This is a genomic window from Paraoerskovia sediminicola (assembly GCF_030296575.1).
Taxonomy (GTDB): domain Bacteria; phylum Actinomycetota; class Actinomycetes; order Actinomycetales; family Cellulomonadaceae; genus Paraoerskovia; species Paraoerskovia sediminicola.
The window spans coordinates 1,862,424-1,886,380 of sequence record NZ_AP027729.1 but is presented as its reverse complement, the minus strand read 5'-3'; the positions used below and the strand labels follow the sequence as shown (position 1 = coordinate 1,886,380).

Annotated in this window: 20 protein-coding genes, 1 tRNA gene and 6 pseudogenes; 8 read left to right on the top strand and 19 right to left on the bottom strand. The window is 74.1% G+C overall.

Annotation, left to right across the window (positions count from 1 at the left end):
- Position 1 precedes the first annotated feature (1 nt).
- Positions 2 to 1,333, bottom strand: coding sequence for a uracil-xanthine permease family protein (locus QUE47_RS08785; RefSeq protein ID WP_286216972.1), 1,332 nt, complete (start codon positions 1,331 to 1,333; stop codon positions 2 to 4).
- A 146-nt stretch (positions 1,334 to 1,479) separates the two neighbouring features.
- On the bottom strand, positions 1,480 to 2,730 hold the full coding sequence (locus tag QUE47_RS08780; RefSeq protein WP_434019663.1) for an Nramp family divalent metal transporter: 1,251 nt from the start codon (positions 2,728 to 2,730) through the stop codon (positions 1,480 to 1,482).
- A 170-nt stretch (positions 2,731 to 2,900) separates the two neighbouring features.
- On the opposite strand from QUE47_RS08780, the gene QUE47_RS08775 reads away from it, so the two are divergent.
- From QUE47_RS08775 to QUE47_RS08765, 3 genes are read left to right on the top strand one after another with little or no spacing between them, the layout of a single operon-like run.
- Complete coding sequence (locus tag QUE47_RS08775; RefSeq protein WP_286216971.1) at positions 2,901 to 4,061, top strand: glycosyltransferase family 4 protein; 1,161 nt, start codon at positions 2,901 to 2,903, stop codon at positions 4,059 to 4,061.
- Position 4,062: 1 nt separating this feature from the next.
- A complete protein-coding gene (locus tag QUE47_RS08770) occupies positions 4,063 to 5,253 on the top strand; it encodes a glycosyltransferase (protein WP_286216970.1) in 1,191 nt (396 codons plus the stop codon).
- The gene (locus tag QUE47_RS08765; protein WP_286216969.1) at positions 5,250 to 6,236 is read left to right on the top strand and encodes an SGNH/GDSL hydrolase family protein; all 987 of its coding nucleotides are present in this window, start codon (positions 5,250 to 5,252) and stop codon (positions 6,234 to 6,236) included. The genes QUE47_RS08770 and QUE47_RS08765 overlap by 4 nt, the downstream gene beginning before the upstream one ends.
- A gap of 172 nt (positions 6,237 to 6,408) precedes the next feature.
- Here QUE47_RS08765 and QUE47_RS08760 read toward each other — a convergent pair.
- The 7 genes and pseudogenes from QUE47_RS08760 to QUE47_RS08735 form a co-directional block, all read right to left on the bottom strand.
- A tRNA-Ser gene (locus tag QUE47_RS08760) sits at positions 6,409 to 6,494 on the bottom strand.
- Between the two features lie 87 nt (positions 6,495 to 6,581).
- The gene (locus QUE47_RS16785; RefSeq protein WP_350227740.1) at positions 6,582 to 6,929 is read right to left on the bottom strand and encodes a glycosyl hydrolase family 18 protein; all 348 of its coding nucleotides are present in this window, start codon (positions 6,927 to 6,929) and stop codon (positions 6,582 to 6,584) included.
- Positions 6,930 to 6,982: 53 nt separating this feature from the next.
- A pseudogene (locus QUE47_RS08755) lies at positions 6,983 to 8,068 on the bottom strand (glycoside hydrolase family 18 protein); the annotation flags it as partial.
- Between the two features lie 196 nt (positions 8,069 to 8,264).
- Positions 8,265 to 8,447, bottom strand: a complete 183-nt coding sequence (locus QUE47_RS08750; protein ID WP_286216967.1) for a hypothetical protein — start codon at positions 8,445 to 8,447, stop codon at positions 8,265 to 8,267.
- Positions 8,444 to 9,589: a right-handed parallel beta-helix repeat-containing protein gene (locus QUE47_RS08745; RefSeq protein WP_286216966.1), complete on the bottom strand. Its 1,146-nt coding sequence runs from the start codon at positions 9,587 to 9,589 to the stop codon at positions 8,444 to 8,446. The genes QUE47_RS08750 and QUE47_RS08745 overlap by 4 nt, the downstream gene beginning before the upstream one ends.
- 250 nt (positions 9,590 to 9,839) lie before the next feature.
- The gene (locus QUE47_RS08740; protein WP_286216965.1) at positions 9,840 to 11,093 is read right to left on the bottom strand and encodes a fibronectin type III domain-containing protein; all 1,254 of its coding nucleotides are present in this window, start codon (positions 11,091 to 11,093) and stop codon (positions 9,840 to 9,842) included.
- A gap of 61 nt (positions 11,094 to 11,154) precedes the next feature.
- Positions 11,155 to 12,081: a hypothetical protein gene (locus QUE47_RS08735; protein ID WP_286216964.1), complete on the bottom strand. Its 927-nt coding sequence runs from the start codon at positions 12,079 to 12,081 to the stop codon at positions 11,155 to 11,157.
- A 386-nt stretch (positions 12,082 to 12,467) separates the two neighbouring features.
- Here QUE47_RS08735 and QUE47_RS08730 point away from each other — a divergent pair.
- Positions 12,468 to 13,258 (top strand): annotated as a pseudogene (locus tag QUE47_RS08730) (NAD-dependent protein deacetylase).
- 130 nt (positions 13,259 to 13,388) lie between these two features.
- Here the strand turns inward: QUE47_RS08730 and QUE47_RS16780 are convergent.
- A pseudogene (locus tag QUE47_RS16780) lies at positions 13,389 to 14,194 on the bottom strand (S-methyl-5'-thioadenosine phosphorylase).
- Positions 14,195 to 14,285: 91 nt separating this feature from the next.
- The gene (locus tag QUE47_RS08715; protein ID WP_286216962.1) at positions 14,286 to 14,612 is read right to left on the bottom strand and encodes a hypothetical protein; all 327 of its coding nucleotides are present in this window, start codon (positions 14,610 to 14,612) and stop codon (positions 14,286 to 14,288) included.
- A gap of 77 nt (positions 14,613 to 14,689) precedes the next feature.
- Here QUE47_RS08715 and QUE47_RS08710 point away from each other — a divergent pair.
- Positions 14,690 to 15,741, top strand: a pseudogene (locus QUE47_RS08710) (NAD-dependent epimerase/dehydratase family protein).
- 78 nt (positions 15,742 to 15,819) lie between these two features.
- On the opposite strand, the gene QUE47_RS08705 reads toward QUE47_RS08710, so the two are convergent.
- Together QUE47_RS08705 and QUE47_RS08700 are read right to left on the bottom strand one after the other, a co-directional pair.
- Complete coding sequence (locus QUE47_RS08705; protein WP_286216961.1) at positions 15,820 to 16,959, bottom strand: sensor histidine kinase; 1,140 nt, start codon at positions 16,957 to 16,959, stop codon at positions 15,820 to 15,822.
- A gap of 136 nt (positions 16,960 to 17,095) precedes the next feature.
- A pseudogene (locus tag QUE47_RS08700) lies at positions 17,096 to 17,713 on the bottom strand (response regulator transcription factor); the annotation flags it as partial.
- A gap of 144 nt (positions 17,714 to 17,857) precedes the next feature.
- Here QUE47_RS08700 and QUE47_RS08695 point away from each other — a divergent pair.
- Both QUE47_RS08695 and QUE47_RS08690 read left to right on the top strand, forming a co-directional pair.
- Complete coding sequence (locus tag QUE47_RS08695; protein WP_350227508.1) at positions 17,858 to 18,658, top strand: glycosyltransferase family 2 protein; 801 nt, start codon at positions 17,858 to 17,860, stop codon at positions 18,656 to 18,658.
- Between the two features lie 133 nt (positions 18,659 to 18,791).
- Positions 18,792 to 19,193 (top strand): annotated as a pseudogene (locus QUE47_RS08690) (TIGR04282 family arsenosugar biosynthesis glycosyltransferase); the annotation flags it as partial.
- Positions 19,194 to 19,219: 26 nt separating this feature from the next.
- Here QUE47_RS08690 and QUE47_RS08685 read toward each other — a convergent pair.
- On the bottom strand, positions 19,220 to 19,414 hold the full coding sequence (locus QUE47_RS08685) for a hypothetical protein (protein WP_286216960.1): 195 nt from the start codon (positions 19,412 to 19,414) through the stop codon (positions 19,220 to 19,222).
- 74 nt (positions 19,415 to 19,488) lie between these two features.
- Here QUE47_RS08685 and QUE47_RS08680 point away from each other — a divergent pair, with 74 nt between their 5' ends.
- Positions 19,489 to 20,331: a class I SAM-dependent methyltransferase gene (locus tag QUE47_RS08680; RefSeq protein ID WP_286216959.1), complete on the top strand. Its 843-nt coding sequence runs from the start codon at positions 19,489 to 19,491 to the stop codon at positions 20,329 to 20,331.
- Between the two features lie 104 nt (positions 20,332 to 20,435).
- On the opposite strand, the gene QUE47_RS08675 is transcribed toward QUE47_RS08680, so the two are convergent.
- The 5 genes from QUE47_RS08675 to QUE47_RS08655 all read right to left on the bottom strand — a co-directional run bounded on the left by QUE47_RS08675 (position 20,436) and on the right by QUE47_RS08655 (position 23,915).
- Positions 20,436 to 20,930 (bottom strand): hypothetical protein, encoded by a 495-nt coding sequence (locus QUE47_RS08675; protein ID WP_286216958.1) that lies wholly within the window; start codon positions 20,928 to 20,930, stop codon positions 20,436 to 20,438.
- Positions 20,931 to 21,039: 109 nt separating this feature from the next.
- Positions 21,040 to 21,135 (bottom strand): molybdopterin-dependent oxidoreductase, encoded by a 96-nt coding sequence (locus QUE47_RS08670; RefSeq protein ID WP_286216957.1) that lies wholly within the window; start codon positions 21,133 to 21,135, stop codon positions 21,040 to 21,042.
- A gap of 17 nt (positions 21,136 to 21,152) precedes the next feature.
- Positions 21,153 to 22,289, bottom strand: a complete 1,137-nt coding sequence (locus QUE47_RS08665) for a molybdopterin-dependent oxidoreductase (RefSeq protein ID WP_286216956.1) — start codon at positions 22,287 to 22,289, stop codon at positions 21,153 to 21,155.
- A gap of 145 nt (positions 22,290 to 22,434) precedes the next feature.
- Positions 22,435 to 23,100, bottom strand: a complete 666-nt coding sequence (locus QUE47_RS08660; RefSeq protein WP_286216955.1) for a hypothetical protein — start codon at positions 23,098 to 23,100, stop codon at positions 22,435 to 22,437.
- Entirely contained in the window at positions 23,049 to 23,915 is an 867-nt protein-coding gene (locus QUE47_RS08655) for a hypothetical protein (RefSeq protein ID WP_286216954.1), read from the bottom strand. The genes QUE47_RS08660 and QUE47_RS08655 overlap by 52 nt, the downstream gene beginning before the upstream one ends.
- Positions 23,916 to 23,957: the final 42 nt, after the last annotated feature.

The following is a 23,957-nucleotide window of genomic DNA, read 5'->3' as shown; positions in this document are numbered from 1 at the left end:
CTCAACCCTGGGAGCCGCGGCCCTCCGCTGCATCGACCTCGTGGCCGCCCGGCACCGACGCGGGGCTCGCCGGCTCCTGCGTCGTGCCCCGCCACCGCGCTACGACCCGCATGACGTGGAAGATCACCAGGGCTGCCGCGGTGCCGATCGCGATGCCCTCGAAGACCAGGTCGCCCGCGACGAACGTGAAGTTCGCGATGCCGATGACGAGCGGCACGGCCGCCGTCGTGAGGTTCACGGGGTTCGAGAAGTCGACGCGGCTCTGCACCCAGATCCGCGCACCGAGGACGCCGATCATGCCGTAGAGCATCGTCGCCGCCCCGCCGAGCACACCAGCGGGGATCGTCGCGATGAGGGCCCCGAACTTCGGGGACATCGACAGCAGCAGCGCCGTGAACCCCGCGACCCAGTAGGCCGCCGTCGAGTACACGCGGGTCGCGGCCATCACGCCGATGTTCTCCGCGTACGTGGTGGTGCCCGACCCGCCGCCGGTTCCCGCGAGGGTCGTCGCGACGCCGTCCGCCAGCAGGGCCCGGCCCATGTACCCGTCGAGGTCGTGGCCGGTCATGGCGGCGACGGACTTCACGTGACCGACGTTCTCGGCGATGAGCACCAGGACGACGGGGACGAACAGGCCGACCACGGCGATGTCGAACTGCGGGGCGACGAACTCGGGCAGGCCGACCCAGGCCGCGTCACCGACGGTCGAGAAGTCGACCTCGCCGCGGACCGTCGCGACGACGTACCCGATGATCACGCCGACGAGGATCGACAGCCGGCCGAGGATCCCCTTGAACAGGACCGTGACGAGGATGATCGACGCCAGCGTCACGGTCGCGGTGACGGGCGCGCCCTGGAAGTTGCCCCAGGCCGCGGGCGCCAGGTTGAGCCCGATCAGCGCGACGATCGTGCCGGTGACGACCGGCGGCATGACGGCGTCGATCCAGCGGGCACCCGCGAAGTGCACGATCACGCCGACGAGCGCAAGCACGAGCCCGGTCACGAGGATCCCGCCGACCGCGACGCCCTGCCCGTGCGATGCGGTCGCCGCCCCGATCGGCGCGATGAACGCGAAGCTCGACCCGAGGTAGCTGGGGAGCCGGTTGCGCGTGATGAGCAGGAACCCGATGGTCCCGATCGCGGAGAAGAACAGTGTCGTCGCCGGGGAGAAGCCGGTCAGCAGCGGCACGAGGAACGTGGCGCCGAACATCGCGACGACGTGCTGCATGCCGATGCCGACGGTCCGCGGCCAGGTCAGCCGCTCGTCGGGGGCGACCACCGCGCCGGGGGTCAGGGTCCTGCCGTCACCGTGCAGCGTCCAGCCGAGTGCCATGAGAGTCCCGTCGTCGGTGCGAAGTCGCGCACCGCGGGAGCGACGCGCCTGCGCCGCATCGTATCGGCGCCTGACCAGCGCCGATGACGACGGTCCGGCAGATCGGCGCGGGTCGCTCAGCCCACGTCACGGGCGGCTCGGACCCCTCACGCCCCCGTGAACGTCAGCCACAGCAGGGCGACGTTCAGCGCGACGATCACGCCCGCGACGCACCACGCGACGACCTGGGTCGGCGTCCCGTTGCGGTCGTCGCCCATGAGGTCGCGGCGGCGCGTCAGCCTGACGAGCGGGATCATCGCGAACGGGATCCCGAAGCTCAGCACGACCTGGCTGACGACCAGCATCCACGTGGGCGACAGGTCGGTCGCGAGCAGCAGCACCGCGGGCACGAGGGTCACGGCCCGCCGGATCAGCAGCGAGACCCGCACCTTGAGCAGCCCGGCCATGATCTCGGACGCCGCGTAGGCCCCCACGGAGGTCGAGGCGAGACCGGACGCGAGCAGCCCGACGGCGAAGAGCACCCCGAGCACGGGCCCCAGCGCCCCGGAGATCGCGGCGTGCGCGCCCTCGATCGTGTCCGTCCCGCTGACCCCCTGGAGCGTCGACGCCGCGAGCAGCAGCATCGCGATGTTGACGCCGCCCGCGACGACCAGGGCGAGGACGACGTCCCACCGGGTCGCGCGCAGGATCCGCCCGCGGTTCGCGGGGGTCATGCGGCCGTGGCGGTCGCGGGCCAGCGACGAGTGCAGGTAGATCGCGTGCGGCATGACAGTCGCGCCCAGCATCGACGCGGCGAGCAGCACCGACCCGGGCCCGTCGAACCGGGGCACGAGCCCGTCGATCACGCCTGCCGCGTCGGGCGGCGCGAACAGCAGCCCCGCGCAGAACCCGACCGCGAGGATCGCGAGCATCGACGTGATCACGGTCTCGAAGGTCCGCTGCCCCCGGGTCTGCTGGATCATCAGGATCAGCATCGAGACGCCGCCCGTGATGAGCCCGCCGAGCACGAGCGGGACCCCGAACAGCAGGTGGAGCGCGATCGCGCCGCCGATCACCTCGGCGAGGTCGGTCGCCGCGGCCACGAGCTCGGCCTGGCCCCAGTACGCGAGGCGAGTGCGACGTCCGAGGCGGTCACCCAGCACCTCGGGGAGCGAGCGTCCCGTGACCAGGCCGAGCTTCGCGGACAGGTACTGGACGAGCACGGCCATCGCGTTGGCGGCGACGAGCACCCACACGAGCAGGTAGCCGTACTCGGCGCCGGCCGTGAGGTTGGCGGCGACGTTGCCGGGGTCGACGTAGGCGATCGCGGCGACGAACGCGGGGCCGAGCAGCCGCCACGAGCCTCTGAGCCCCCGCCGGGCCGGCGGTGAGGTCGGCGGTGCAGCCTCAGTCGTCACGCTTCTCCCTCGAAGTTCGGGTGTCCGAACTCAGAGTGTGCACCCGTCCACACTCCGCTGCCAAACGCGCCACGGGCCACCGGGGTGAGGCCCTGCCGTTCGCCGGACGTTCGCCGACACACCACTCGCCGCACGCCCGTTGGACAACCGCGCGCGGTCGGGTGGGCAGCGTGAGAGTCGCGATCATCACCGAGTCCTTCCTCCCCCACGTCAACGGCGTCACGAACTCCGTCCTCCGCGTCCTCGAGCATGTCCGCGAGGCCGGGGACCAGGCCCTCGTCATCGCCCCCGTGCCGGACGGCGCGGCTCCCCCGATCGTCGCGGGCGCGCCCGTCGTCGGGGTCGGGTCGATCCGGCTCCCCGGCTACCCGGACGTCCGCGTGTCCACGGCGACGCGGGCGCAGATCGAGAAGACCCTCGGCGCGTTCGAGGCCGACGTCGTCCACCTCGCCTCACCGTTCGTGCTCGGCCACCGCGGGATCCTTGCGGCCGAGCAGCTGGGCCTGCCCACGGTCGCCGTCTACCAGACCGAGGTGCCCGGGTACGCCGCCGCCTACCGGGCGCGACACCTCGAACCGCTGCTGTGGCGCAGAGTGCGCGCCATCCACGGCCGGGCGACGGTGAACCTCGCGCCGTCGAGCGCGACGCTGGCGCACCTCGCCGACCGTGGCATACCGCGGCTGCGGCTCTGGGGCCGCGGCGTCGACACGGAGCGGTTCCACCCGCGGCACCGCGACGAGGCGTGGCGGGCGCGGGTCGCCGGGCCGCACTACCGGCCGGGCGACGTGCTCGTCGGGTACGTCGGGCGGCTCGCCGCCGAGAAGGAGGTCGAGCGCCTCGCGGTGCTCACCGACCTTCCCGGGGTGCACGTGGTCGTCGTCGGCGACGGCCCGGAACGCCACGCCCTGCGCCGCACGCTCCCGCGAGCGCACTTCACAGGACTCCTCACCGGCCACGACCTGGCGGTGGCGATGGCCGGCCTCGACGTGTTCGTCCACCCCGGCGAGCACGAGACGTTCGGCCAGGCGCTCCAGGAGGCGCACGCGAGCGGTGTCCCGGTCGTGGCCGCGGCGGCGGGCGGACCGATCGACATCGTCCGCCCCTCGCACACCGGGTGGCTGTACCGCCCGGGCGACACCGAGCAGATGCGCGCCGCCGTCGTCGACCTCGCGGGAGACGCCCGCAAGCGCCGGGCGTTCGGCGACGCCGCCAGGGCGAGCACGCTCGGCCGGACGTGGCGCCGGCTCGGGGACGAGCTCATGAGCCACTACCGCGACGCGATCGCGCTGCACGAGGCCGGGACGCTGCCGACGCGAGGGGCAGGTGCCTGAGGTGCGCATCGCCCACGTCGCCAACTTCTACGGCCCCCGCTCCGGCGGGATCCGCACCACGATGAACGCGCTCACCGCCGGGTACGCCGCCGCCGGTCACGAGGTCCACCTCGTCGTGCCGGGACCGCGGGACGCCTGGGAGCCGGTCCCCGGCGGCACGCTCCACACCGTGGCCGCGCCGATGGTCCCCCGGACCGGCGGGTACCGGATGATCACCCGGCCGGACGCCGTCCGCTCCCTCCTCGACGGGCTGGAGCCCGACCGGATCGAGGTGAGCGACCGCACGACGCTGCTGGGGCTCGGCGACTGGGCCCGGGCCCGCGGCGTGCCGAGCATCCTCATGGTCCACGAGCGCATCGACGGGGTGCTGCGCGCCTTCACGCCCGACCCGTTCGACGGGCTGCTGCCACCGCTCGCCGAACGGTGGAACCGTCGGTCCGTGGCGAGGTTCGACCGGGTGGTCGCGACCACGGAGTACGCCGCCGCGGAGGTGGAGCGGCTCGGGCTCGACGTCCCCGTCCACCGGGTGCCGCTGGGCGTGGACCTCGGCCTGTTCCGTCCGTCCGCCGCGACCGAGCGGCGGCGGCGGTCGCTCGCCGGCGAGTACGAGGCGCTGGTCGTCGTCGCGAGCAGGCTCTCCGCGGAGAAGCGCGTCGACCTCGCGGTGGACGCCGTCGCGCGCCTCGTGCACGACGGGACCCCGGCGCGGCTCGTCGTCGCGGGCGGAGGGCAGCACCTGCCGCGGCTGCGGCGCCGGGCCGAGCGCGCCGGGGTGCCGCACCGGTTCATGGCGTTCGTCCCCGACCGCGAGCGCCTCGCGGGCGTGCTCGCGTGCGCCGACGTGGTCGTGGCGCCGGGGCCGATCGAGACGTTCGGGCTGGCCGCGCTCGAGGCCCTGGCCTGCGGCACACCGGTCGTCGTCTCCCGTACGAGCGCGCTGCCCGAGGTCGTCGGGGACGCGGGGGCCGCGCCGGCGCCGGAGCCCGCCGCGATCGCGGCAGCAGTGCGCGAGGTGCTCGACCGGCCCGTGGCCACCCGCCGCGCTGCCGCCCGCGCACGCGCCGAGCTGTTCCCCTGGTCGTTGACCGTTGAACGCATGCTCGCCCTGCACGGCGCACCGGTCCTGCCCTCGGCCAGACGCGGCGCGGCGACCCACCGCGCCGCGAGGTCCGGCGTCCGGGCGGGTGCGTGACCGGCGTCGTCGCCCTCGGCGACTCGATCACCGTCGGGGTCGGGGACGTCGGCGTCAGCACCACGGGCGAGCACGCCGCCTGGAGCTCGGCCCGGGTGGACGACGACGTCCCCCGCGTCGGGTGGGCGGCGCACCTCGCGACGCTGCTCGGGGCGCGCACCTTCACGAACCTCGCGACCAACGGGGCGCGGGCGCGGGACGTGTCGGGGTCCCAGCTCGGGCACGCCCTGGAGCTGGGGCCGACCGTCGCGACGCTGCTCGTCGGCGGCAACGACGTGCTGCGCAGCGACTTCGACCCCCGCGAGGTGGCGACGCACGTGAGCCTGTCCGTCGCTGCGCTGCGCGACGCCGGGGCCGTCGTCCTGCTCGTGCGGCTGCCGACGATCGGGCTCTTCGATCTGCTCCCGGGCCCGGTGCGGCGGGTCATGCGCCGGCGCATCGCTGCCGTCAACGCGGCGGTCGACGAGATCGGGGCGCCCCGGCGGCCGCACGGTTCGGTCCCACTCGTGCTCGACGCGGCGGGCTGCATGGGGCGCTGGGGGCCGGAGGGGTGGCACGTCGACCGGGTGCACCCGTCGGCGGCCGGGCACCGGCGGCTCGCGCTGGAGGCGGCGCACCACCTCGTCCGTGCGGGGGCGCTCGGGCCTGCGGGCGGGAGCGGTGGTGGCGCCGAGGCGGTGGTCCTGCGCGCGGCCGCGCTGTCTGCCCTGCCGCCCGCGCCGCCGCTCACCGCGCGCCTCGGCTGGCTGGTGGCCGAGGGGATTCCATGGACCGTGCGGCGCGGGCGCGACCTGCTCCCCGGGCTGACGCGGGCGATCGTCGAGGACCTGCGCGCGGAGCGGGCGGCCCGGGCCCTCCCGGTGTCGACGTTCGCGGGGCCCCGCGCCGTCCGCGACGCCGCAAACGTCGACCTCGCGGGCGCGCGGCTCGAGTTACCGGACCTGGCCGCTCTCGACCGACCAGTTCGCCGCCACAGAGCCTGAGACGACGACGGCGCCGGACACGACGCCGGACCTGCAGACGGTGATCGACCAGCTTGTCACCCACGCCACGGCGTCGGGCCTTCCGGAAGGCACAACGGAGTGAACAAGGAGTACGGCGAACGACGAAGGGCCCCGCCCGCGAAAACCTCGCGAGCAGGACCCTTCCAGACGGCGGTAGCGGTGGGATTTGAACCCACGGTGGCTATGAACCACACACGCTTTCGAGGCGTGCTCCTTAGGCCGCTCGGACACGCTACCCAGCCGGGCGAACCCAGCCCGACGAGGATACCCGCACCAGAGGCCCGATCCGAAATCGGGCCTCTGGGCGGGCGTCAGACGGGTCGGTCAGGGGCACCACTTCCACGACTTCCCGGGGTGCGCGCAGGGCGCCGGGGCGCTCGGCCCTGTCGGCGCCGCCCGGAACGTGTCGCCGAGCTGACCGGCGAGGTCGTTGTCGCGGTCGCCGGTGATGTCCCACCACATGGCGCCGCCGTACCCGTTGCTCGCGAGCCGCTCGGCCTTGGCGTCCACCGAAGCGGCGTCGTCGTAGCTCCACCACTGGTCGCCGTCCCAGCGCCAGGACGCCCCGGCAGCGGGGTCGAAGTAGGCGTCACCGAGACCCTTGAGCTCGTCGTAGGTCTTGGTCCCGAGAGAGCCGGTCGCCGCGGAACCCGCCCGGGCGCCGTCCGACACCCCTCCCAGCCCTGGCCGTACGCGGCCATGCCGAGGTTGAGCTGCTCGCCGCTGTACCCGGCGGCGCGGTAGGCGTCCATGAGGCCGTCGGCGGCAAGGCCCCAGTTCGCGGTCACCTCGTCGCCGTTCGCGTCCGGCCACGTGTACGGGTGCAGGTTGCCCTGGTGGCCGGCACGGTCGGGGACCCAGCCGCCGTGGTAGTCGTAGCCCTGCACGTTGAGGAAGTCGAACGACTCGACGGCGATCGGGTCGACCCAGCCGCCGTTGGTGCGCGGCGCCCAGCCGGCGGGCGCGAACCCGGTGAGCAGGTAGTCCTCGTGCGTCTTGTGGCCGTATGCGTCGAGCTGCGTGCGGAACTCCTGGAGCAGTGCGAGGAAGTTCGCCTTGTCCTCGTCCGGTCGGGGGCTCGGCTGCTCGCCGTCGGCGGCGGGCCACTCCCAGTCGATGTCGATGCCGTCGAAGACCCCTCGGGCAGCCTTCTTGCCGCCGAACCCGTCGTGCTCGGGCAGATTGCCCTTGATGTAGAGGTCGATGCACGACGACACGAGGCGCTCGCGGCTCTCGGGGGTCGCTGCGGCGTCCGAGAAGTTGTCGGACCACGTCCAGCCGCCGAGCGAGATCAGGATCTTCGTGTCGGGGCTGACCTTCTTGAGCTTCCGGAGCTGGTTGAAGTTGCCGGCGAGCTTCTGGTTGGCCTTGTCTGCCTTGCCGTCGACGGAGTCGGCCTTGCTCACGAGGCGCGTGTAGTCGTTCTCGGGGTCGCCCTCGCCGGGCTCGTCGACGATGTCGCAGACCAGGTCGGTCGTCACGTTCCCGAACGCGTAGTTGATGTGCGTGAGGTCCTCGATCGCCCCGGAGCGCAGGATGTCGGCGACCTCGTAGTCGCGGCCGTCGTCGCCGGGCGCGAACGCCTGGAAGTACCCGACGGACCGGTAGCCGTTGATGTCGGTCGACCCGCTCGCGCTGTCGGACGACGGCCCTCGCCCCTGGTGGGCGGGCGCGGCCTGGGCGGGTACCGCGGCCAGGGTCACGACGAGCGCTGCGCCTGCGATCGTCGCCACCGCCCTCGCCGGGGTCGCCGGCGCGCGCCGCCGGCCGTGTCGTTCACGTGGTTCGAGTCGTTCGAGCCGTCTTCCCATGGGAGTGCCTCTTTGCAGTCGCCCGGGCCGGAACCTCAGCCCGGAAGGGTTTGTTCGGTCTCCTGCAAAGTACCCACATATCGGAAGTTCGGCTAGGCCCTTTACGAACCGGTAACAGAAGCGACCGCCCCGGACACGACCGACCCCGGAGCCGGTCCGTGGCCCCGGGGTCGGTCGAGCGGTGCGGGACCCGAGATCAGCCCACGATCCCGAAGATCTGCTTGAACCAGTCGTACAGGTGCGCCACCACGCTGCCGAACCAGCCCTTGCGCTTCGGCTCGACCGTGACGGCCTCGGACGTCGCGACGACCGGGTCGCTCCCCTCGACCGTCGCGGTCACCTCGACCGAGAGCTCGTGCCCCTCGTCGGCCTTCTTCACCTTGTACGTCGCGTCGTCGGCCTTCGCGACGGGCTCGCCGTCGCGCAGCCACCGGTACGAGAGCTCGGCCTCGACCGACCACTCCCCGGGTCCGCCGTCAGGGTCCGGCCCTTGACGGCGTCGCCCGAGATCGACGGCGCCACCACGTTCACCAGCGCCGTGGGGACCGCCGGCAGCGGGACGACGTGCGTCGGGTCGGGGTTGGCCGTCAGGCGCGCCCCCGTGTCGGACGGCGCGGCGCCCGTCAGCTCGTAGAGCCCGCCCATCGCGATCGACCCGTCGGCAGCGATCACCGGGGTGAAGGTCGACGCGTCGGTCGAGACGAACCAGTCCTCGGTCACCTCGGCCGGGCGACCGTCGGACGCGTCCGCCGTCACCCCGTCGAAGTAGTTGGACGGGTCCGCCAGCAGCGACGCGTCGTCCTGGGCCAGCTCGAGCACGTCGGTCGACGGGTTGCGGAACGAGACCACCCCGGTCGCCCGGTAGTCGGTGCTCTTCGCGTTCGTCTCGAGGCGCACGCCCCGGTCGTTGTCGGCAGAGGTCACGGAGTCGAGGCGGACGTCGGGGCCCGAGTTCGACGTCGCGCCGGTGCCGAGGTTGCCGTACGTCACGGAGTTGCGCAGCAGGTGGTCGCCCGGCATGGACTCGCCGCCGAGCTTGAACCCGTTGCCCTCGCCCGTGCGCGGGTCGTCCCCCTCGAGCCGACCGTTGTCGTACGCGACCGAGTCCTCGACCACCACCGTGCCGATCGGTCCCGTCGTCGACTTCGCGTACAGGTCCCATCCGTCGTCGATGTTGTGGTGGGCGATGTTGTAGCGGAACACGTTGCCCTCGCCGACCGTGAGCTTCGCGGCGAACCCGTCCGCGTCGTTGCCGCCCGGGTCGGCGTTGTTGTGGGACTCGGACGACACCACGAGGTTGTCGGACGGCCACATCGACGCCGGCTCGGTGGACGAGCCGGAGATCTGGATGCCGGTGTCCTGGTTGTGGTGCGACTCGACGCGCTCGACCACGTTGTGGTTCCCGGAGACGAGCATCGGCTTGGCCTTGTCGCCCGACCCGGTGATCTCGAGGTCGTACACGTGCCACCAGTCGCCGCGCAGCTGGAGCCCGCCGGTCGCGGACTCGGAGAGGTCGAGCACGGCGCGACCCCCGGCTCCGACATCAGGGTGATGGGCGCCTCCGCGGTCCCGTCACGCCCCCGCTCGACGACGACCGCGCTCTGCGGGGTGTAGGTGCCGTCCGCCAGCACGATCTGCTGACCGGCCTGGGCGAACGCCACGGCCGTGTGGATGTCGAGCGGCGACCGGACGCTGCCGTCGCCGTCCGCCGACCCGTCGGGGGCGACCTGGATCGCCTGACCCGGCTCGCCGTACGAGCGCACCGTGATGGTCAGCGGCACGTCGACCGGGTCCGTCGACTCGATGGCCTCGTACTCGTCGAGCTGCGGCTGTTCGGCGTCCGGCAGCAGACGGGCCGTGAGGCGGTTCTCCCCGGCTCCAGCGCGACGGGGACGAGCGCCCGCTCGCCCGGGGCCAGGTCCACGCCGTCGACGACGATGTCCCCGGCGGCGTCGAGGATCTGCCCGGTGCCGTGCATCGTGGACACGAGCGGTATCTCGATCGTCCGCTCCGGCGTCGTCGAGGTGACGTCGACCTTCAGCTCCGCCGGGACGTACGTCGTCGGCGGCTCCAAGGCCTCCTCGTCGTCCTCGGGAGCGATGGTCGCGAAGTCCCAGTCCGTCACGGTCACGACGATCTTGCGGGCGGCGACCATGCCGACGAAGTACCGCTCGGAGTCCTGCACCAGCAGCATGTCGGGGTCGTAGTCGATGACCTCCGTGTCCACCCCGTCCCGGGTCCAGACCGCGTGGAAGCCGGTGTTGGACTTGCGGAGCGTGAAGTCGTAGACGTCACCGGTGTCGAACTTCGGCAGCAGTCCGGCCTCGGGCCGGTAGTCCGGGTCGAACGCCTGCGAGTCGCTCTCGTCGCGGGACCCGGCGGTCGCGTCGTTCGTCGCGCCCGTGTAGCCGCGGACGAACCGAGCGCCCGGCATGCCGTTGACGATCGTGTCGGTGCCCTCGCCGTAGCGGGCCACCAGGGCGCCCGCCGAGTTGAAGTACCGGTCGCCGCCGCTGCCGGGGACCATCGAGTCGACCGCGAGGATGCCGAACCCGGACTGGTTGTCCTTCGTCGAGGCGTCGTCCACGCGGAACGTGGCGCTGAGCGTGAAGTTCTCCGTCTCGGGGTCGATCTCCGTGTAGAAGTACTGGAACCCGTCCTCCGACGTCGCGAGCTTCGTCGAGCTCGCCTTCGCGTCGAACGTGACCGTCCCGTCGTCGTTCGCTGTCACGGCGCCGCCGCTGTTGGCGTTCGACCCGACCTCGGTCGTGGCCCAGCGCTCGACCTCCGTCGCGACGGCGACCTCGAAGGAAGGCCCGGTCGCCGAGTCCGTCCCGCGGTGCGCGACGACGCGCACCTGGTAGGTCGCGCCCGGCGTGAGGCCGGTGATGTCGGCGGTCGTGCCGACCACCCCGTCGACCGCGGTGGCCCAGTCGACCCCGTCGGGGCTCGTCTCGACGGAGTACGACTCGGCCTCGGTCGTGGCCGACCAGTCCAGCGTGACGGTCGCGGCGCCGTCCGACACCGCGCTGGTCAGCGCACCCGAGACCTCGGGGGCGACCAGGGGAGCGAGAACTCACCGGCGCTCACCCGCTCGGAGACGAGGGCGTCGTCCTCCCCGAGCGGGTCAGCCGCACGTCGACCGCGTAGGTTCCCGACGCGGGCGGGCTGAGGGCGATGGTGCCCGAGGTGCCGTCGGCGGAGACGAACGCGCGGTCGACGACCTCGCCGCCGTCGTCGTAGAGCGTCGCGTGCGCGATGTCGGCACCGTCGTCCGAGAGCAGGCCGGTGTAGCCGACGAGCAGTGTCGCCGGATCCTCCGGGTCGACCACGACCGAGTCCACGGTGGGCGCCGCGACGTCGGCCCACGGCGCCCGGTCGACGGGGCTGCCGTCGAGGATCTCCGCGCGGTAGACGTTGATGCCCGAGCCCGTGGAGGCGATCCAATAGGTGCCCGCCGCCGGGATGTCGACCGTCTCGGTCGCGACCGGGACGCCGCTGTCGTCGGCGAGGGCCGGCACCGTGTCGATCTCGGCCCCCGTCTCGTCGTACACCCCGAGCGTCCGGTCGGAGCTCCCGCTGCCGCTGCGGGCCTGGAGCAGGACCTCGGCCGGCTCGGCGACGGTGAGCTCGATCGCCCGGTTGCCGTCCGGGCCGGGCGTCCCGGACCCGTTGAGCTTGATCCGCTGCGTGAAGACGTCGCCGCGGTCGGAGGTGCGGTCGCTGCCGTCGACGGTGACCTTCTTGGCGGACGTGGCCTTGATCGTGAAGTCGCCGACGACCTGGTCCGCGACGATGTCGCCGGGCGCGAGGTCGTTCGCGTCGAGCGCCGTGGCCGGGCCGGCCGCGACGGCGGTGAGCGAGGTGGTCGCGGTCAGGGCGACGGCGGCCAGCACGGCCAGCGGGGCTCTGCGCGCTCTGGCCGCTCGGGGCGCTCTGCCCGGGTGCGAACGGGCCAGGGTGCGGGGCGGGGTGCTGCCGGACGATGGGGCGGTGGTGCCTAGCGGTGTCATGGATCTCCTCGTCGAGATGCGTGCCGCTCGGCGGTGGGCGACACGAGAAACCGGTTTCTAAGACCGTAGGATAAAGCCTTTCCCACGTCAAGGGCTCGTCCGTGACAGGGAGGTCCGCACGTCGACGGGGAAGGGAGGTCAGCGCATCGTCGGGCGACCCGCGTGCGGTGATCGGGCTCGACCCGTGCGCGCACCCGAGCGGCCGTCGCCCGTCGTAGGCTCGAACTGTGCACGACACCAGCAGGCGAAGCTTCGAACAGGCGCTCGCGGCCTCCCGGGCCGCGCCGGCGCTGGACGGCCAGGACCCGGACACCCCCGGCACGCGCACCGAGGACCACGCCCGCGGCGACGGCCCCCACGGCACGGTCGACGACGCCGTCCGACTCCTGGACGGGCTGAGCCTCACCGTCCTCACCGGCGCCGGGATCTCCACCGACTCCGGGATCCCCGACTACCGCGGGCCCGACTCCCCACCGCGCACCCCGATGACCTACCAGCAGTTCGTCGGCGACGCGGACTTCCGGCGGCACTACTGGGCGCGCAACCACGTCGGCTGGCAGCGCGTGCACCGCACGCACCCCAACGAGGGCACCGCGCGCTCGTGCGGCTCGAGGAGCGCGGCGTCGTCCGCGGAATCATCACGCAGAACGTCGACCTGCTCCACGAGGACGCCGGCGCGCGCACCGTCATCGACCTGCACGGACGCTACGACCGGGTGATCTGCCTGTCGTGCTCGCGCGTGATCTCACGGGAGCACCTCGCCGAGCGGCTCACCGCGCTGAACCCCGGGTTCATCGAGTCGGTCGCCGGGAACGTCGAGGATATCGAGATCGCCCCCGACGCCGACGCCGTGATCGAACAGACCGCGCACTTCCACCCGGCACCCTGCGAGTTCTGCGGCGGGGTGCTCAAGCCCGAGATCGTCTACTTCGGTGAGAACGTGCCGCGCGAGCGGGTCGAGCGGGCCTATGCGCTGGTCGACTCCGCCGACGCGCTGCTCGTCGCAGGGTCGTCGCTCGCCGTGATGAGCGGCCTGCGGTTCGTCAAGCGCGCCGCCAAGGACGGCAAGCCCGTCGTCGTCGTCAACCGCGGGGTCACACGCGGGGACTCCCTGGCGACGCTGCTGGTCCACGCCGGCGTCACGCAGGCGCTGACCGAGCTCGCCGACCGGCTCTGAGGCGCCTCTTCCGGGCGCGTTGGGCCGGGTCAGCCCGGTCGCCCGTCTCGAGAGTGTCGTTCGCGGGGTCGGACGGCGCCCCCGACACTCTCGGCGGACCCGGCGGCCGCGGCGGCCGCGGCAGCCCGGCCTACGGCAGCTCGAACGGCAGCGTCAGCCCGTCGACGGCGTGGCGGCACGAGCAGTCCGCATCGTCGGGCAGCGCCTCGACCACGGATCGCAGGAGCGTACCGACGTGCTCGACGTTCGCCGAGAACGCCTCGAGCACCGCCGCGTGCGAGACCGCCGACTCCGCGTCGACCCCGGCGTCGGAGTCGGTGACCAGCGCGATCGACGTGAAGCACATCGCCAGCTCGCGGGCGATCTGCGCCTCGGGCGCACCGGTCATGCCGACGACCGTGCCGCCGTCCGCCCGGTTGCGGCGCGACTCCGCGCGCGTCGAGAAGCGCGGGCCCTGGATCACGGTCATGGTGCCGCCGTCGACGACGGACAGCGCCTCGGGCGCCTCGACACCGAGCGCCGCCGCCCGGCCGCGCGGGCAGTACGGGTCGGCGAACCCGACGTGCACGACCGGACCGACGGCGTCGTACACCGTGTGCTCGCGCCCCCACGTGAGGTCGATCAGCTGGTCGGGGACGACGACGGACCCCGGCCCGAGCTCCGGAACGAGCCCCCGACCGCGGACGGCGCGAGCACCCGCCGCACGCCCAGCGCACGGAGAGCCCAGAGGTTCGCGCGGTAGTTGACGCGGTGCGGCGGCAGGCGGTGGTCGGCGCCGTGGCGCGGCAGGAACACGACGTCCTTGCCGCCGAACCGGCCGCGCTGGGGGTTCTCGGACGGCTCCCCGAACGGGGTGGAGACCTCGACGGACTCGGGCTCGTCGAGCAGGGAGTACAGGCCGGAGCCGCCGATGATGCCGATGGGTGATTCGCTCATGCGGGCGAGTCTGTCAGCCGGGGGCGCTGTCCACACCACCGCGTCGGACGCCGGCGCGAAAGGTCAGGGACCCGTCAGGTCGGGCAGGGGTTCAGAGGGTCCCGAGGATGCGGTCCCGGGCGGCCTGCCGCTCGGCGTCGGTGATCGCGCCGCGCGCGGCGAGGGCGTCGACCTCGGCCAGGCGCTCGTCGACGCTCCCGGAGGTACTCGACCCGGCCGACGCGCCCGGTGCACCGCCATCGGCGGCGCTGCCACCGCCTCCGTCCGACGACCCGCCGCGCAGCGACCGGATCAGCAGGACCACCGCGGTCAGCACCACCGCGATCGCCCCGAGGGCGAGCACGGCCACCAGCCCGGTCCAGACGAGGTCGTACGTGGCGGGAGCCAGTTCCGCGGAGGCCACACCGGATGCGCTCATGGCGGTGAGCGTAGCCGTCAGCAGATCGTTCGGCGTCCCGAGGCGGCTGTGGCCTGCGGGGACACCCGCGGACCACCATGCTGGACGCCATGCAGATCCTCCTCACCGGCGGCGCCGGCTTCATCGGCGCGGCCACGGCCCGCGCCCTCGTTCGCTCCGGCCACGAGGTCACGGTCCTCGACAGCCTGCGGGACGACGTCCACGAGCCGGGTTCGACGCCTCCGGTCCCCCAGGAGGTCGCCCTGGTCCGGGCCGACGCCCGCGACCTCGCGGCGGTGACGTCCGCGGTCGAGGGGCGGACGCCGTCGTCCACCTGGCCGCGAAGGTCGGCCTGGGCGTGGACATCGACGACATCGACGACTACGTCTCGTCGAACGACCTGGGCACGGCCGTCCTGCTCAAGGCGATGGCCCGGGCCGGGACGCCGCACGTCGCGTTCGCGAGCTCGATGGTCGTGTACGGCGAAGGACGGTACGAGTGCCCCCGCCATGGGGTGGTGGCCCCGGGGCCGCGCCGGGTCGAGGACCTCGACGCCGGGGTGTTCGACCCGCGGTGCCCGGCCTGCGACGCGGTGCTGACCCCCGGGCTCGTCGCCGAGGACGCCCCGCTCGACCCCCGCAACGTGTACGCCGCCACGAAGGTCCACGGCGAGCACCTGCTCGCCGCGTGGGCGCGCGAGACGGGGGCGACCGCGACGGCGCTGCGGTTCCACAACGTCTACGGGCCCGGCATGCCGCGCGACACCCCGTACGCCGGCGTCGCGTCGCTGTTCCGCTCCGAGCTCGCGCACGGTCGCGCGCCGCAGGTCTTCGAGGACGGGGCGCAGCGCCGGGACTTCGTGCACGTGGACGACGTCGCGGCGGCGGTCGTGCGGTCGGCCGAGTCGCCCGCCGGCCCCGGGGTGACGCCGCTCAACGTCGGGTCGGGCACGGTGACGACCGTCGGCGGCATGGCGCAGGTGCTCGCCGAGGTGATGGGCGGGCCGGAGCCCGTCGTCACCGGCCGGTACCGCACGGGCGACGTGCGGCACGTGACGGCGTCGAGCGACCGCGCCGCCGAGGTGCTGGGGTGGCGCGCCGAGATCTCGCTGCGCGCCGGTCTCGAGGAGCTCGTCGCGTCGGGACGCTGAGCGACCGGTCCGCTTCGGGCAGGTCGGGCGCGGCAGGCAGTTCGGGCCGCGGCGGGCAGGACTGACTGCAGGAGCTGCTCAGACCGCCGGGATGCGCACCTCGACGCTGCAGCCCTCACCGGTCGACCCGACGTCGACGGTGCCGCCGTGGTTCTCGACGACCCGGTCGACGATCGCGAGCCCGAGACCGCTCGCCCCGACCCGGCCGTCGCCCTGGTAGCCGGTCTCGAGGACGCGCTCGCGCACGTGCTCCGGGATCCCGCCGCAGGTGTCCTGCACGACCAGCCGCACCACGCCGTCGGCCCGCGCGACCGCGACCCGGACGTGGCCGTCGGCCGCGCCGCGGCTCGACCGGACGGCGTTGCTCACCAGGTTGTCGAGCAGCCGTCCCAGGTCGTCCGGGTCCCCGGTGACGACGACCCCGTCCTCGACGTCCGCGTCGAGCTGGACGCCCGCGTCGGCCGCGACGGGCAGGGCGTGCGCGACGACGTCCCGCACCACGGCGGCGAGGTCGACCTCCCGCCCGGACGACGTCGGCGACGCCGCGGCAGCGGGGGTGTCGTCGGGTCGCGAGATCTCCGCGAGGTCGTCGATCATGCGGGCCATGCGGCCCACGGCGGACTCGATGCCGTCGAGCGCGGTCCCCGGCTCCGGGAACACGCCGTCCCGCAGGCCCTGCGACGCGGCGTGGATCCCGGCGAGCGGCGAGCGCAGGTCGTGGCTCACGAACGCGACGACCTGTCGGCGTGCGTCCTCCGCGGCGCGCTCGCGCTCCCGCGCGGCGGCGAGGCGCTCGCGCGTCTCCACGAGCTCGGCGGACAGGTGCGCGAGCTCCGCGGTCATGGGCGGCGCCTTCTCCTGCGCGACTCCGCCCCCGCCCGAGGCGGACGGGCTGTCGACGAGGCGACGGGCGTCGTCCGCCACCCGACGCATCTCGCTGCCCACGGCGCGGCCGAGCAGCAGCGCCAGGACGAGCGCCAGCAGGGACGAGACGCCGAGGACGAACCAGATCACGTCGGCGTCGTGGGCCGACAGGAACATCTGGTCGACGTTGATCGCGACGGCCGTGACGACGGCGGCGAACGGCACGAGGGCAGCGACGACGAGCGCCGCGGCCAGCGACCAGCGGCGCGCGCGGTGGACGAGCAGCATCCCGACCCCGCCGACCACGACGGCCGCCCCGAAGGTGACGAGGCCCATGAACTGGAGGTCGGTCATGCGGGCTCCTCGGGATCGGTGTCTCGTGCCGACGTGTCCAGGTCGGGCGCGGGGGTGTCGGAGCCGACCAGGCAGTACCCGGCCCCCGGACGTTGAGCAGGAGGACAGGGTCTGCGGGGTCGGCCTCGAGCTTCGCGCGGAGCCGCCGCACGTGGACCATGACCGTCGAGTCGTCCCCGAAGTCCCAGCCCCAGACCCGCCGCAGCAGCTCCCGCCGGCTGAACGCCCGGCCGGGGTGCAGGGCGAGGAACTGGAGCAGCGCGAACTCCCGCGGGGCGAGCTCGACCCGCGCGTCGCCGTCCGGCCCCGCGACCGTGACCGACCGGTCGGAGGCGTCGACGGTGAGCGAGCCGACCGTGATGCGTGACGGCGTGGCCTCGACCGTGCCCGGGCCGCGGCGCAGCAGCGCCTCGACGCGCAGCACGAGCTCACGGGCGTCGAACGGCTTGGCGAGGTAGTCGTCGGCGCCGACCTCGAGGCCGATGATCCGGTCGTCGACCGAGCCCAGGCCCGAGAGCAGCACCACGGGCGTCCCGTCGCCGTCCTCCCGGTGCTTGCGCAGCAGGTCGAGGCCGGAGCGGTCCGGCAGCCGCACGTCGAGCACGACCGCGTCGGGACGCCAGGTGCGCCACTCGTGCTCGCCCTCGGCGGCGTCGCTCACGTGGCGCGCCTCGTGCCCTGCCGCGGTGACGTGGGCGGCGACGCTGGAGGCGATGAGCGCGTCGTCGTCCACGACGAGAACCTTGGCTGGCATGGACTGATCGTAGGTGGCCGGGACCGCCGGCGGGCCTCACGGGCGCTCCCCGACGGGGCCACGGCGCAAGCGTCAGCGAACTGTCAGCACCGCGGAGCCCCGGATCGCGCGCGAGGCGGCTCGCGTGCTCGTACCGTCGGGAGCGTGACGAACGACGTGATCCACCCGCGGGCCCCGCGCCCCGAGACGCCACCGGCCGCCGACCGAGCGACCGGCGCAGCTCCCGGCGGTGCTCCCGGCAGTGCTCCCGGCCCGGCGCCCGACGGAGCTCCCGGGCCTGCCGCACCGCCGACGCCCGTCGGGGTCGACGTGGTGCTGCCCTGCCTCGACGAGGCCGAGGGGCTCGCGTGGCTGCTCCCCCGCATGCCGGCCGGCACCAGGGCGCTCGTCGTCGACAACGGCTCGACGGACGGCTCCGTCGAGGTGGCGCGCGCGCACGGCGCCACCGTGGTGCGAGCCGAGCAGAAGGGCTTCGGCGCGGCCGCCCACGCGGGCCTCGAGGCCTCGACCGCCGACGTCGTCGCGTTCATGGACGCCGACGCCTCCCTCGACCCCGCCGACCTGCACCTCGTCCTCGCCCCGGTGCTCGCGGGCGACGCCGACCTCGTCCTCGGCCGTCGCGACGCCCGGCGCGGCGCATGGCCGTGGCACCTGCGGTTCGCGAACCGGGAGCTCGCCCGCCGCACGCGCCGCCGTACCGGGATCCCGCTCCACGACCTCGGGCCCATGCGCGCCGCCCGCCGCGACCTGCTGCTCGGTCTCGACCTCACCGACCGGCGCTCGGGCTACCCGTTGGAGATGGTCGTCGCAGCGTCGGACGCCGGGGCGACCGTGATCGAGGTCGACGTCCCCTACGTGCAGCGCAAGGGCCGTTCCAAGGTCACGGGCACCCCGCTCGGCGCGTGGCGCGCGGTGCGGGACATGTCGAAGGTGCTCGCCCGATGATCACCCCGAACGACGGGCCGGTGACGCCACCGGCCCCGACGACACCTACGCCCGAGGACGCCGAGGACCAGGCCTCGGGGACGTCGTCCGACGGCGCGCGCACCCCCGGTTCGAAGGGGCGCGGACGATCGTCGTGCTCGCCAAGGAGCCCGTGCCGGGTCGCTCGAAGACGCGGCTGCAGTCGCAGTTCACGCCCGACCAGGCGGCGGACCTCGCTCTCGCCGCGCTCGAGGACACGCTCGCCGCGGTCGCGGCGGTGCCCGACGTCGACCGTGTCCTCGTCCTCGACGGGGTCCCCGGGCCGTGGGTGCCGGCCGGCTTCACGGTGCTGCCCCAGATCGAGGGCGGCCTCGACCGGCGCCTCGCGGGGGCGTTCTCCCGCGTCGCGGAGCAGTTCGACGGACCGATCCTCCTCATCGGGATGGACACCCCACAGCTCGCGCACCCCGCCACGACCGCCGACCTGTCGAAGGTCGACTTCCACCGCGCCGACGCCGTGATCGGGCTCGCCGAGGACGGCGGGTTCTGGGCGATCGGCCTGCCCCGCGGCGACCACCACTTCTACGAGAGCGTCTTCGCGGGCGTGCCCATGTCGGTCGACTCGACGGGGTCGTTCCAGCTCACCCGCCTCCAGGACTTCGCCCTGCGGGTGCGCCGGCTCCCGCCGCTGCGGGACGTCGACGAGCCGGACGACGCCCGTGCCGTCGCGCTCGCGTCCCCCGGGACGCGGTTCGCCGCCGCGTGGGCCCACGCCACGGGCGAGCATGTACCCGTGCCGGACGACGTCGCCGGGGCTCCCGAGACCGACGCGGGGCGAGCGGGGGCACCTCGTGACGACGACCGACGATCTGAAGGTCGCTCCGGAGCGGTCGGAACGGCGCCCCGCAGACCCGGACGCCGCGGGTGCCTCTGGCGCTGTGCCGGCGGCTCCGGGCGCGGCTCCGGCCGCTGCTCCGGGCACCGGGAGCGAGGGCATCGGCGGCACCGGCACCGGTATCTCGGGCACGGGCTCGCTGCGTGCCGCACCCCGACACGACCGCAAGGTGCACCCGATCGCGCTGTACGAGGAGGCGCTCTCGGGCGCACCGGTGCTCGCCGTGGGCGGGCAGGAGGCACGCCTGCTGGACGTGTCCACGTGGTCGGCCCCGCCGTCGGACGTCGACGAGATGATCGTCGCCCGCTGCGAGGGCCCGGTGCTCGACGTGGGTTGTGGACCCGGCCGGCTGACGGCCGCCCTCGGCAGGCGCGGGGTGCCCAGCCTCGGGATCGATGTGTCGGGACGCGCGGTGCTCGAAGCCCGGTCGCGTGGGGCGCTCGCGCTGCAGCGCGCGGTCGAGCGCCCGCTGCCCGGCGAGGGCCGGTGGGGCACCGCGCTGCTGGCCGACGGGAACGTCGGGATCGGCGGGAACCCCGGTGCGCTCCTGCGCCGGTGCCGCGAGCTCGTCGCGCCCGGGGGCATGGTCGTCGTCGAGGCCGACCCCGACGCGGCGGTCGACCTCGTGGAGCCCGTCGTGCTGCGGACCGCCGACGGCCGGGAGAGCCACCCGATGCCGTGGGCCCGTGTCGGGTCGACGGCGATCGTGCGGCTCGCGCACGAGGTCGGGCTCGAGCTCCACGAGGAGTGGCACCTCGGTGGACGCACGATCGTGGCGCTGCGCCGCCCGCTCGTCTGACCCACCCGGCTTCGGTCCGGGGCGCGGGGCTGTCATGGTGCGGGCACGCGGTCATGATGCGGCCACCCGGCGCGGTGCGAGACCAGATCAGCGGGAGCCCGCACTCAGGCAGCGAGCCGCGACCGCACCGCCCGCCACCCGATCGCGACGACCACGCCGACCGCGATCACGACCAGCGCGACGACGACCGCCGCCACCGGGTCCTGCGGCACCGCTGACGGGTTCCGACGACCTGCGGCCCCGAAGAACAGCGCGACCGCGAAGATCGCCAGCACCCCGAGCGCGAGCATCCCGCCGCGCAGCGCCGGGCGCCAGGAGGCCGGCACCCGCGGCAGCACGAGGAGCCCGACCAGGATGCCGATCGGCGCGAGGATCACGTCGTGCACGACGATCCCGCCCGCGAGCCACACGAGCACGCCGAGCCACTGGCTCGACGGCACCCGCGTGATCCCCAGGTACACGCCCCAGGCGAGCATCGCGACGCCGACCACCGCGAACGCCGTCCGCCACACCGCCACGCCCCGACCACCGGAGTCCGGGACCGCGTCGTACCGGTCGCGCGCGGACGGTCCGGATCGCGTCCCACCGCCGGAGAGCACGTAACCGCTCGCACCGACGCTGCTGCGCGGGGCGTCGCCCAGGTGCCCCCGACCCGGTCGCGGCCCGGCACGCCGGAACCCGTCACGCCGTCGGCCACGCCCTCGCCGCTCATGCCGAGACCACCGCCATGCGCGTGACCCACTTCGTCTGCAGGACGCCCGGCCGGTTCGGCGCGATGATCCGCGCGGGGAACCCGTGGTCCATGTCGAGGTCGCCACCGTTCAGCCGCAGGGCGAGCAGCGAGTCGTCGTGGGCGACGTGCTCGGGGGCAGCACCGACCGCGAGAACGAGCCGACCTGCTGCAGGCTCGCGACGGCGATCTCCGGTGCCGCGGAGGGATCAGTCAGGTCGACGGACGGGTCCGAGACGAGCGCCACGAGGTCGCGCACGCGCACGCCCTCCCACGTGGCCGACGCGCTCCACCCCTCGACGCACGCGATCGGCAGCACAGCCTGGTGGAGGTCCATCGCGAGCAGGTCGTCGCGCGACAGGCTCTGCGTCCCGGCGGGGCCCTCGAGCTCGAGGCGCCAGTCGGCACCCACGGCTGCGTCGTCGACCCGCGCCTCCGCGGCGGTCTTGTTGATCGGCACCCCCTGCGGGCCCACCCGCGGGTCGCGCGGCGAGAGCACCGAGGCCCCCGCGAGGGGGCGCACGGTCTGCCCGACGGTCAACGCCGTCAGCCCGATCACGGTCACCGCGACCGCACCGAGGAACCCGCGGCGCGTCGTCGAGGCCTCCGGGGGTCCGGACTCCGGGAGGCCGGCGAGGTCGCCGTCCGGCACCGAGTAGAGCGTCCCGTCGCTCACGTACTCCTCGGTGAGCGGGGCGCCGTCGGTGATCTCGCCGTCGACCACGCGGGCGCGCAGCGCCGCCACGATGATCGGCAGCTTGATCCCGACGTGCAGCAGCATCGAACCGATGACGACCCAGGCGGTGGCGAAGTGCACCGCGACGAACCCGAAGCCCCACGGGTACCACTGGAACGTGTTGAACAGCCCGGTGAGCAGCTGGAACATCGACGCCGCGACGAGCAGCGCGATCGAGGCGCGCTCGAGCGCGTGCACGGGGCCCTTGACCGGAGGCTGCTCGAAGAGCGCCGGGAACGCCGAGTAGAGCTTCGCGATCAGCAGCGGGATGCACGCGATCCCCGCGGCGACGTGGATGCCCTGCGTGAGCCGATACCCCCAGGCGGGGTCGGTGAGCACCGGGAACCACGAGACCGGGTTCTGCAGCACGTGCGAGTACAGCCCCGTCACGAACACGAGGAGGAACGCGATGCCGAGGTACAGCCCGACGCGCGCGGTCACCCGCGGGTCGTGGACGGCGGACCGGAAGTCCTCCGGGGCTGGCAGGCGCATGCCTCGATCGTAGGGACGCAGCGGGACTCGCGCGGGTCGGAGCGGCTGACGGTCACCTGACCGTCGCTCGCCGCCCCTGTGGACGGCCCACCGCCCGCACCCGACCACGGGCGCCGGACGACGTCGCACCGGCCGGGCACGCACGTCACCAGCTCGTGCGGACCACCGTCTCGATCACGAGTGCGGCACCGGCCTGGGCGACGAGCCACCAGCGCAGGCGACCAGCCCACGGATCGCTCACCGGCCGAGTCACGGAACCGGCCACCGATCTGATCGCCGGTTCGGTCATCGGCTCGGCTGCCGGTCCGGGCACCGGGTCCGCAGCGGGCTCGGCAACCGACTCCGAACGGTCGTCCCGCACCGCGAGCGCCGCGGCGGCTGGCACCACCCAGCAGGCGATCGGCAACCAGATCCGTTCGACCTCGCCGCGCTCGAACCCGCCGAGCGCTCCGAGCGCCGCGGTCCCGAGCGCGAGACCCGCGAGCCACAGCGTCGCGCGGTCGAGGCGACGCCACCGGAAGAGGCCACCGATCCCGGCGGGCCCGATCAGTGCGCCGAGCAGCGCGACGTCGGCGAGGAGGAAGTAGAAGTAGGGCCGCGCGTCGGCGATGCCGCGGCTGAACGCCTCGTGGGTCGCGGCGATCCCGTCCCACATCCAGTAGCCGCCGAGACCCCACGCGACGGCGCTCGCGACGACGACGGCTCCCGCGATGACCGTCGGGCCCCAGCGCCGCGTCACGATCGGCACCGCGAGCGCGATCACGCCCATGTGCAGCAGCCCCCAGGAGAGGAACGGCGCCTGCCCGAGCACGAGCCCTGCCCCGAGGGCGAGCGCCCAACGTGCCGGTCGGCGCGCGGTCGTCGTCGCCAGCGCGAGCAGGGCCACCCCCAGGCGAGGACGCCTGCGTAGAACGCGTCGGCCGACGTCGCGACCCACAGCGCGGCCGGGGCGAGGACGACGGCCGGGAGGGCGAGCCGCGCCGTCCGCTCACCGGCGCCCGCAGGACCGCCAGTACTGCCAGCCCTGACGTCAGCACCGCCACCCGCACCACCACTGGCGCGGGAACCAGCACCCGCGACCGCACCCGCCACCCCGCCGAGCGCGCGCAGCGTCACCGCGACCGCGACGACGGTGGACGTCCCCGCGAGGATCACGAGCGCCGCCGCCCAGCCGGAACCGCCGAGCCCGGCGCGGTCCAGCTCGGCGAGGAGCAGCGTGAACGCCGGCGGGTGGCCGCGCACGTGGACGGGGTAGGCGACGGGGTCCGACTGGAGGGTGGCGACGAACCCCGCAGGGTCGGCGGCGACGCGCGGCACCGCGGCGAGGTAGTCCTGCTCGTGCTCGAGCGGCGCGGTCAGGTCGCTCCAGGCGGACGACGCACCGAGGGCGACCGTCCACGCGAGCGACACGAGCCATGCGACGAGCAGCAGGGGCCTCCAGGCGAGCCGCTGCGCGAGCCGCGGCCCCCACACGACGACGGCCGCAGCGATGCCGAACGCGACGACCAGCCCGGGCCCGACGTCGCTGATCAACGCCCCCGAGAACGGCGCCGCCGCACCGGAGAGCACGACCTCGCCGCCCAGCTTGAGCAGCCCTCCCCACACGCAGAGGACGGGGAGCGACACCGCCCAGACGATGGCGGCGATCAGGGGCCAGTTCCGGGCGCC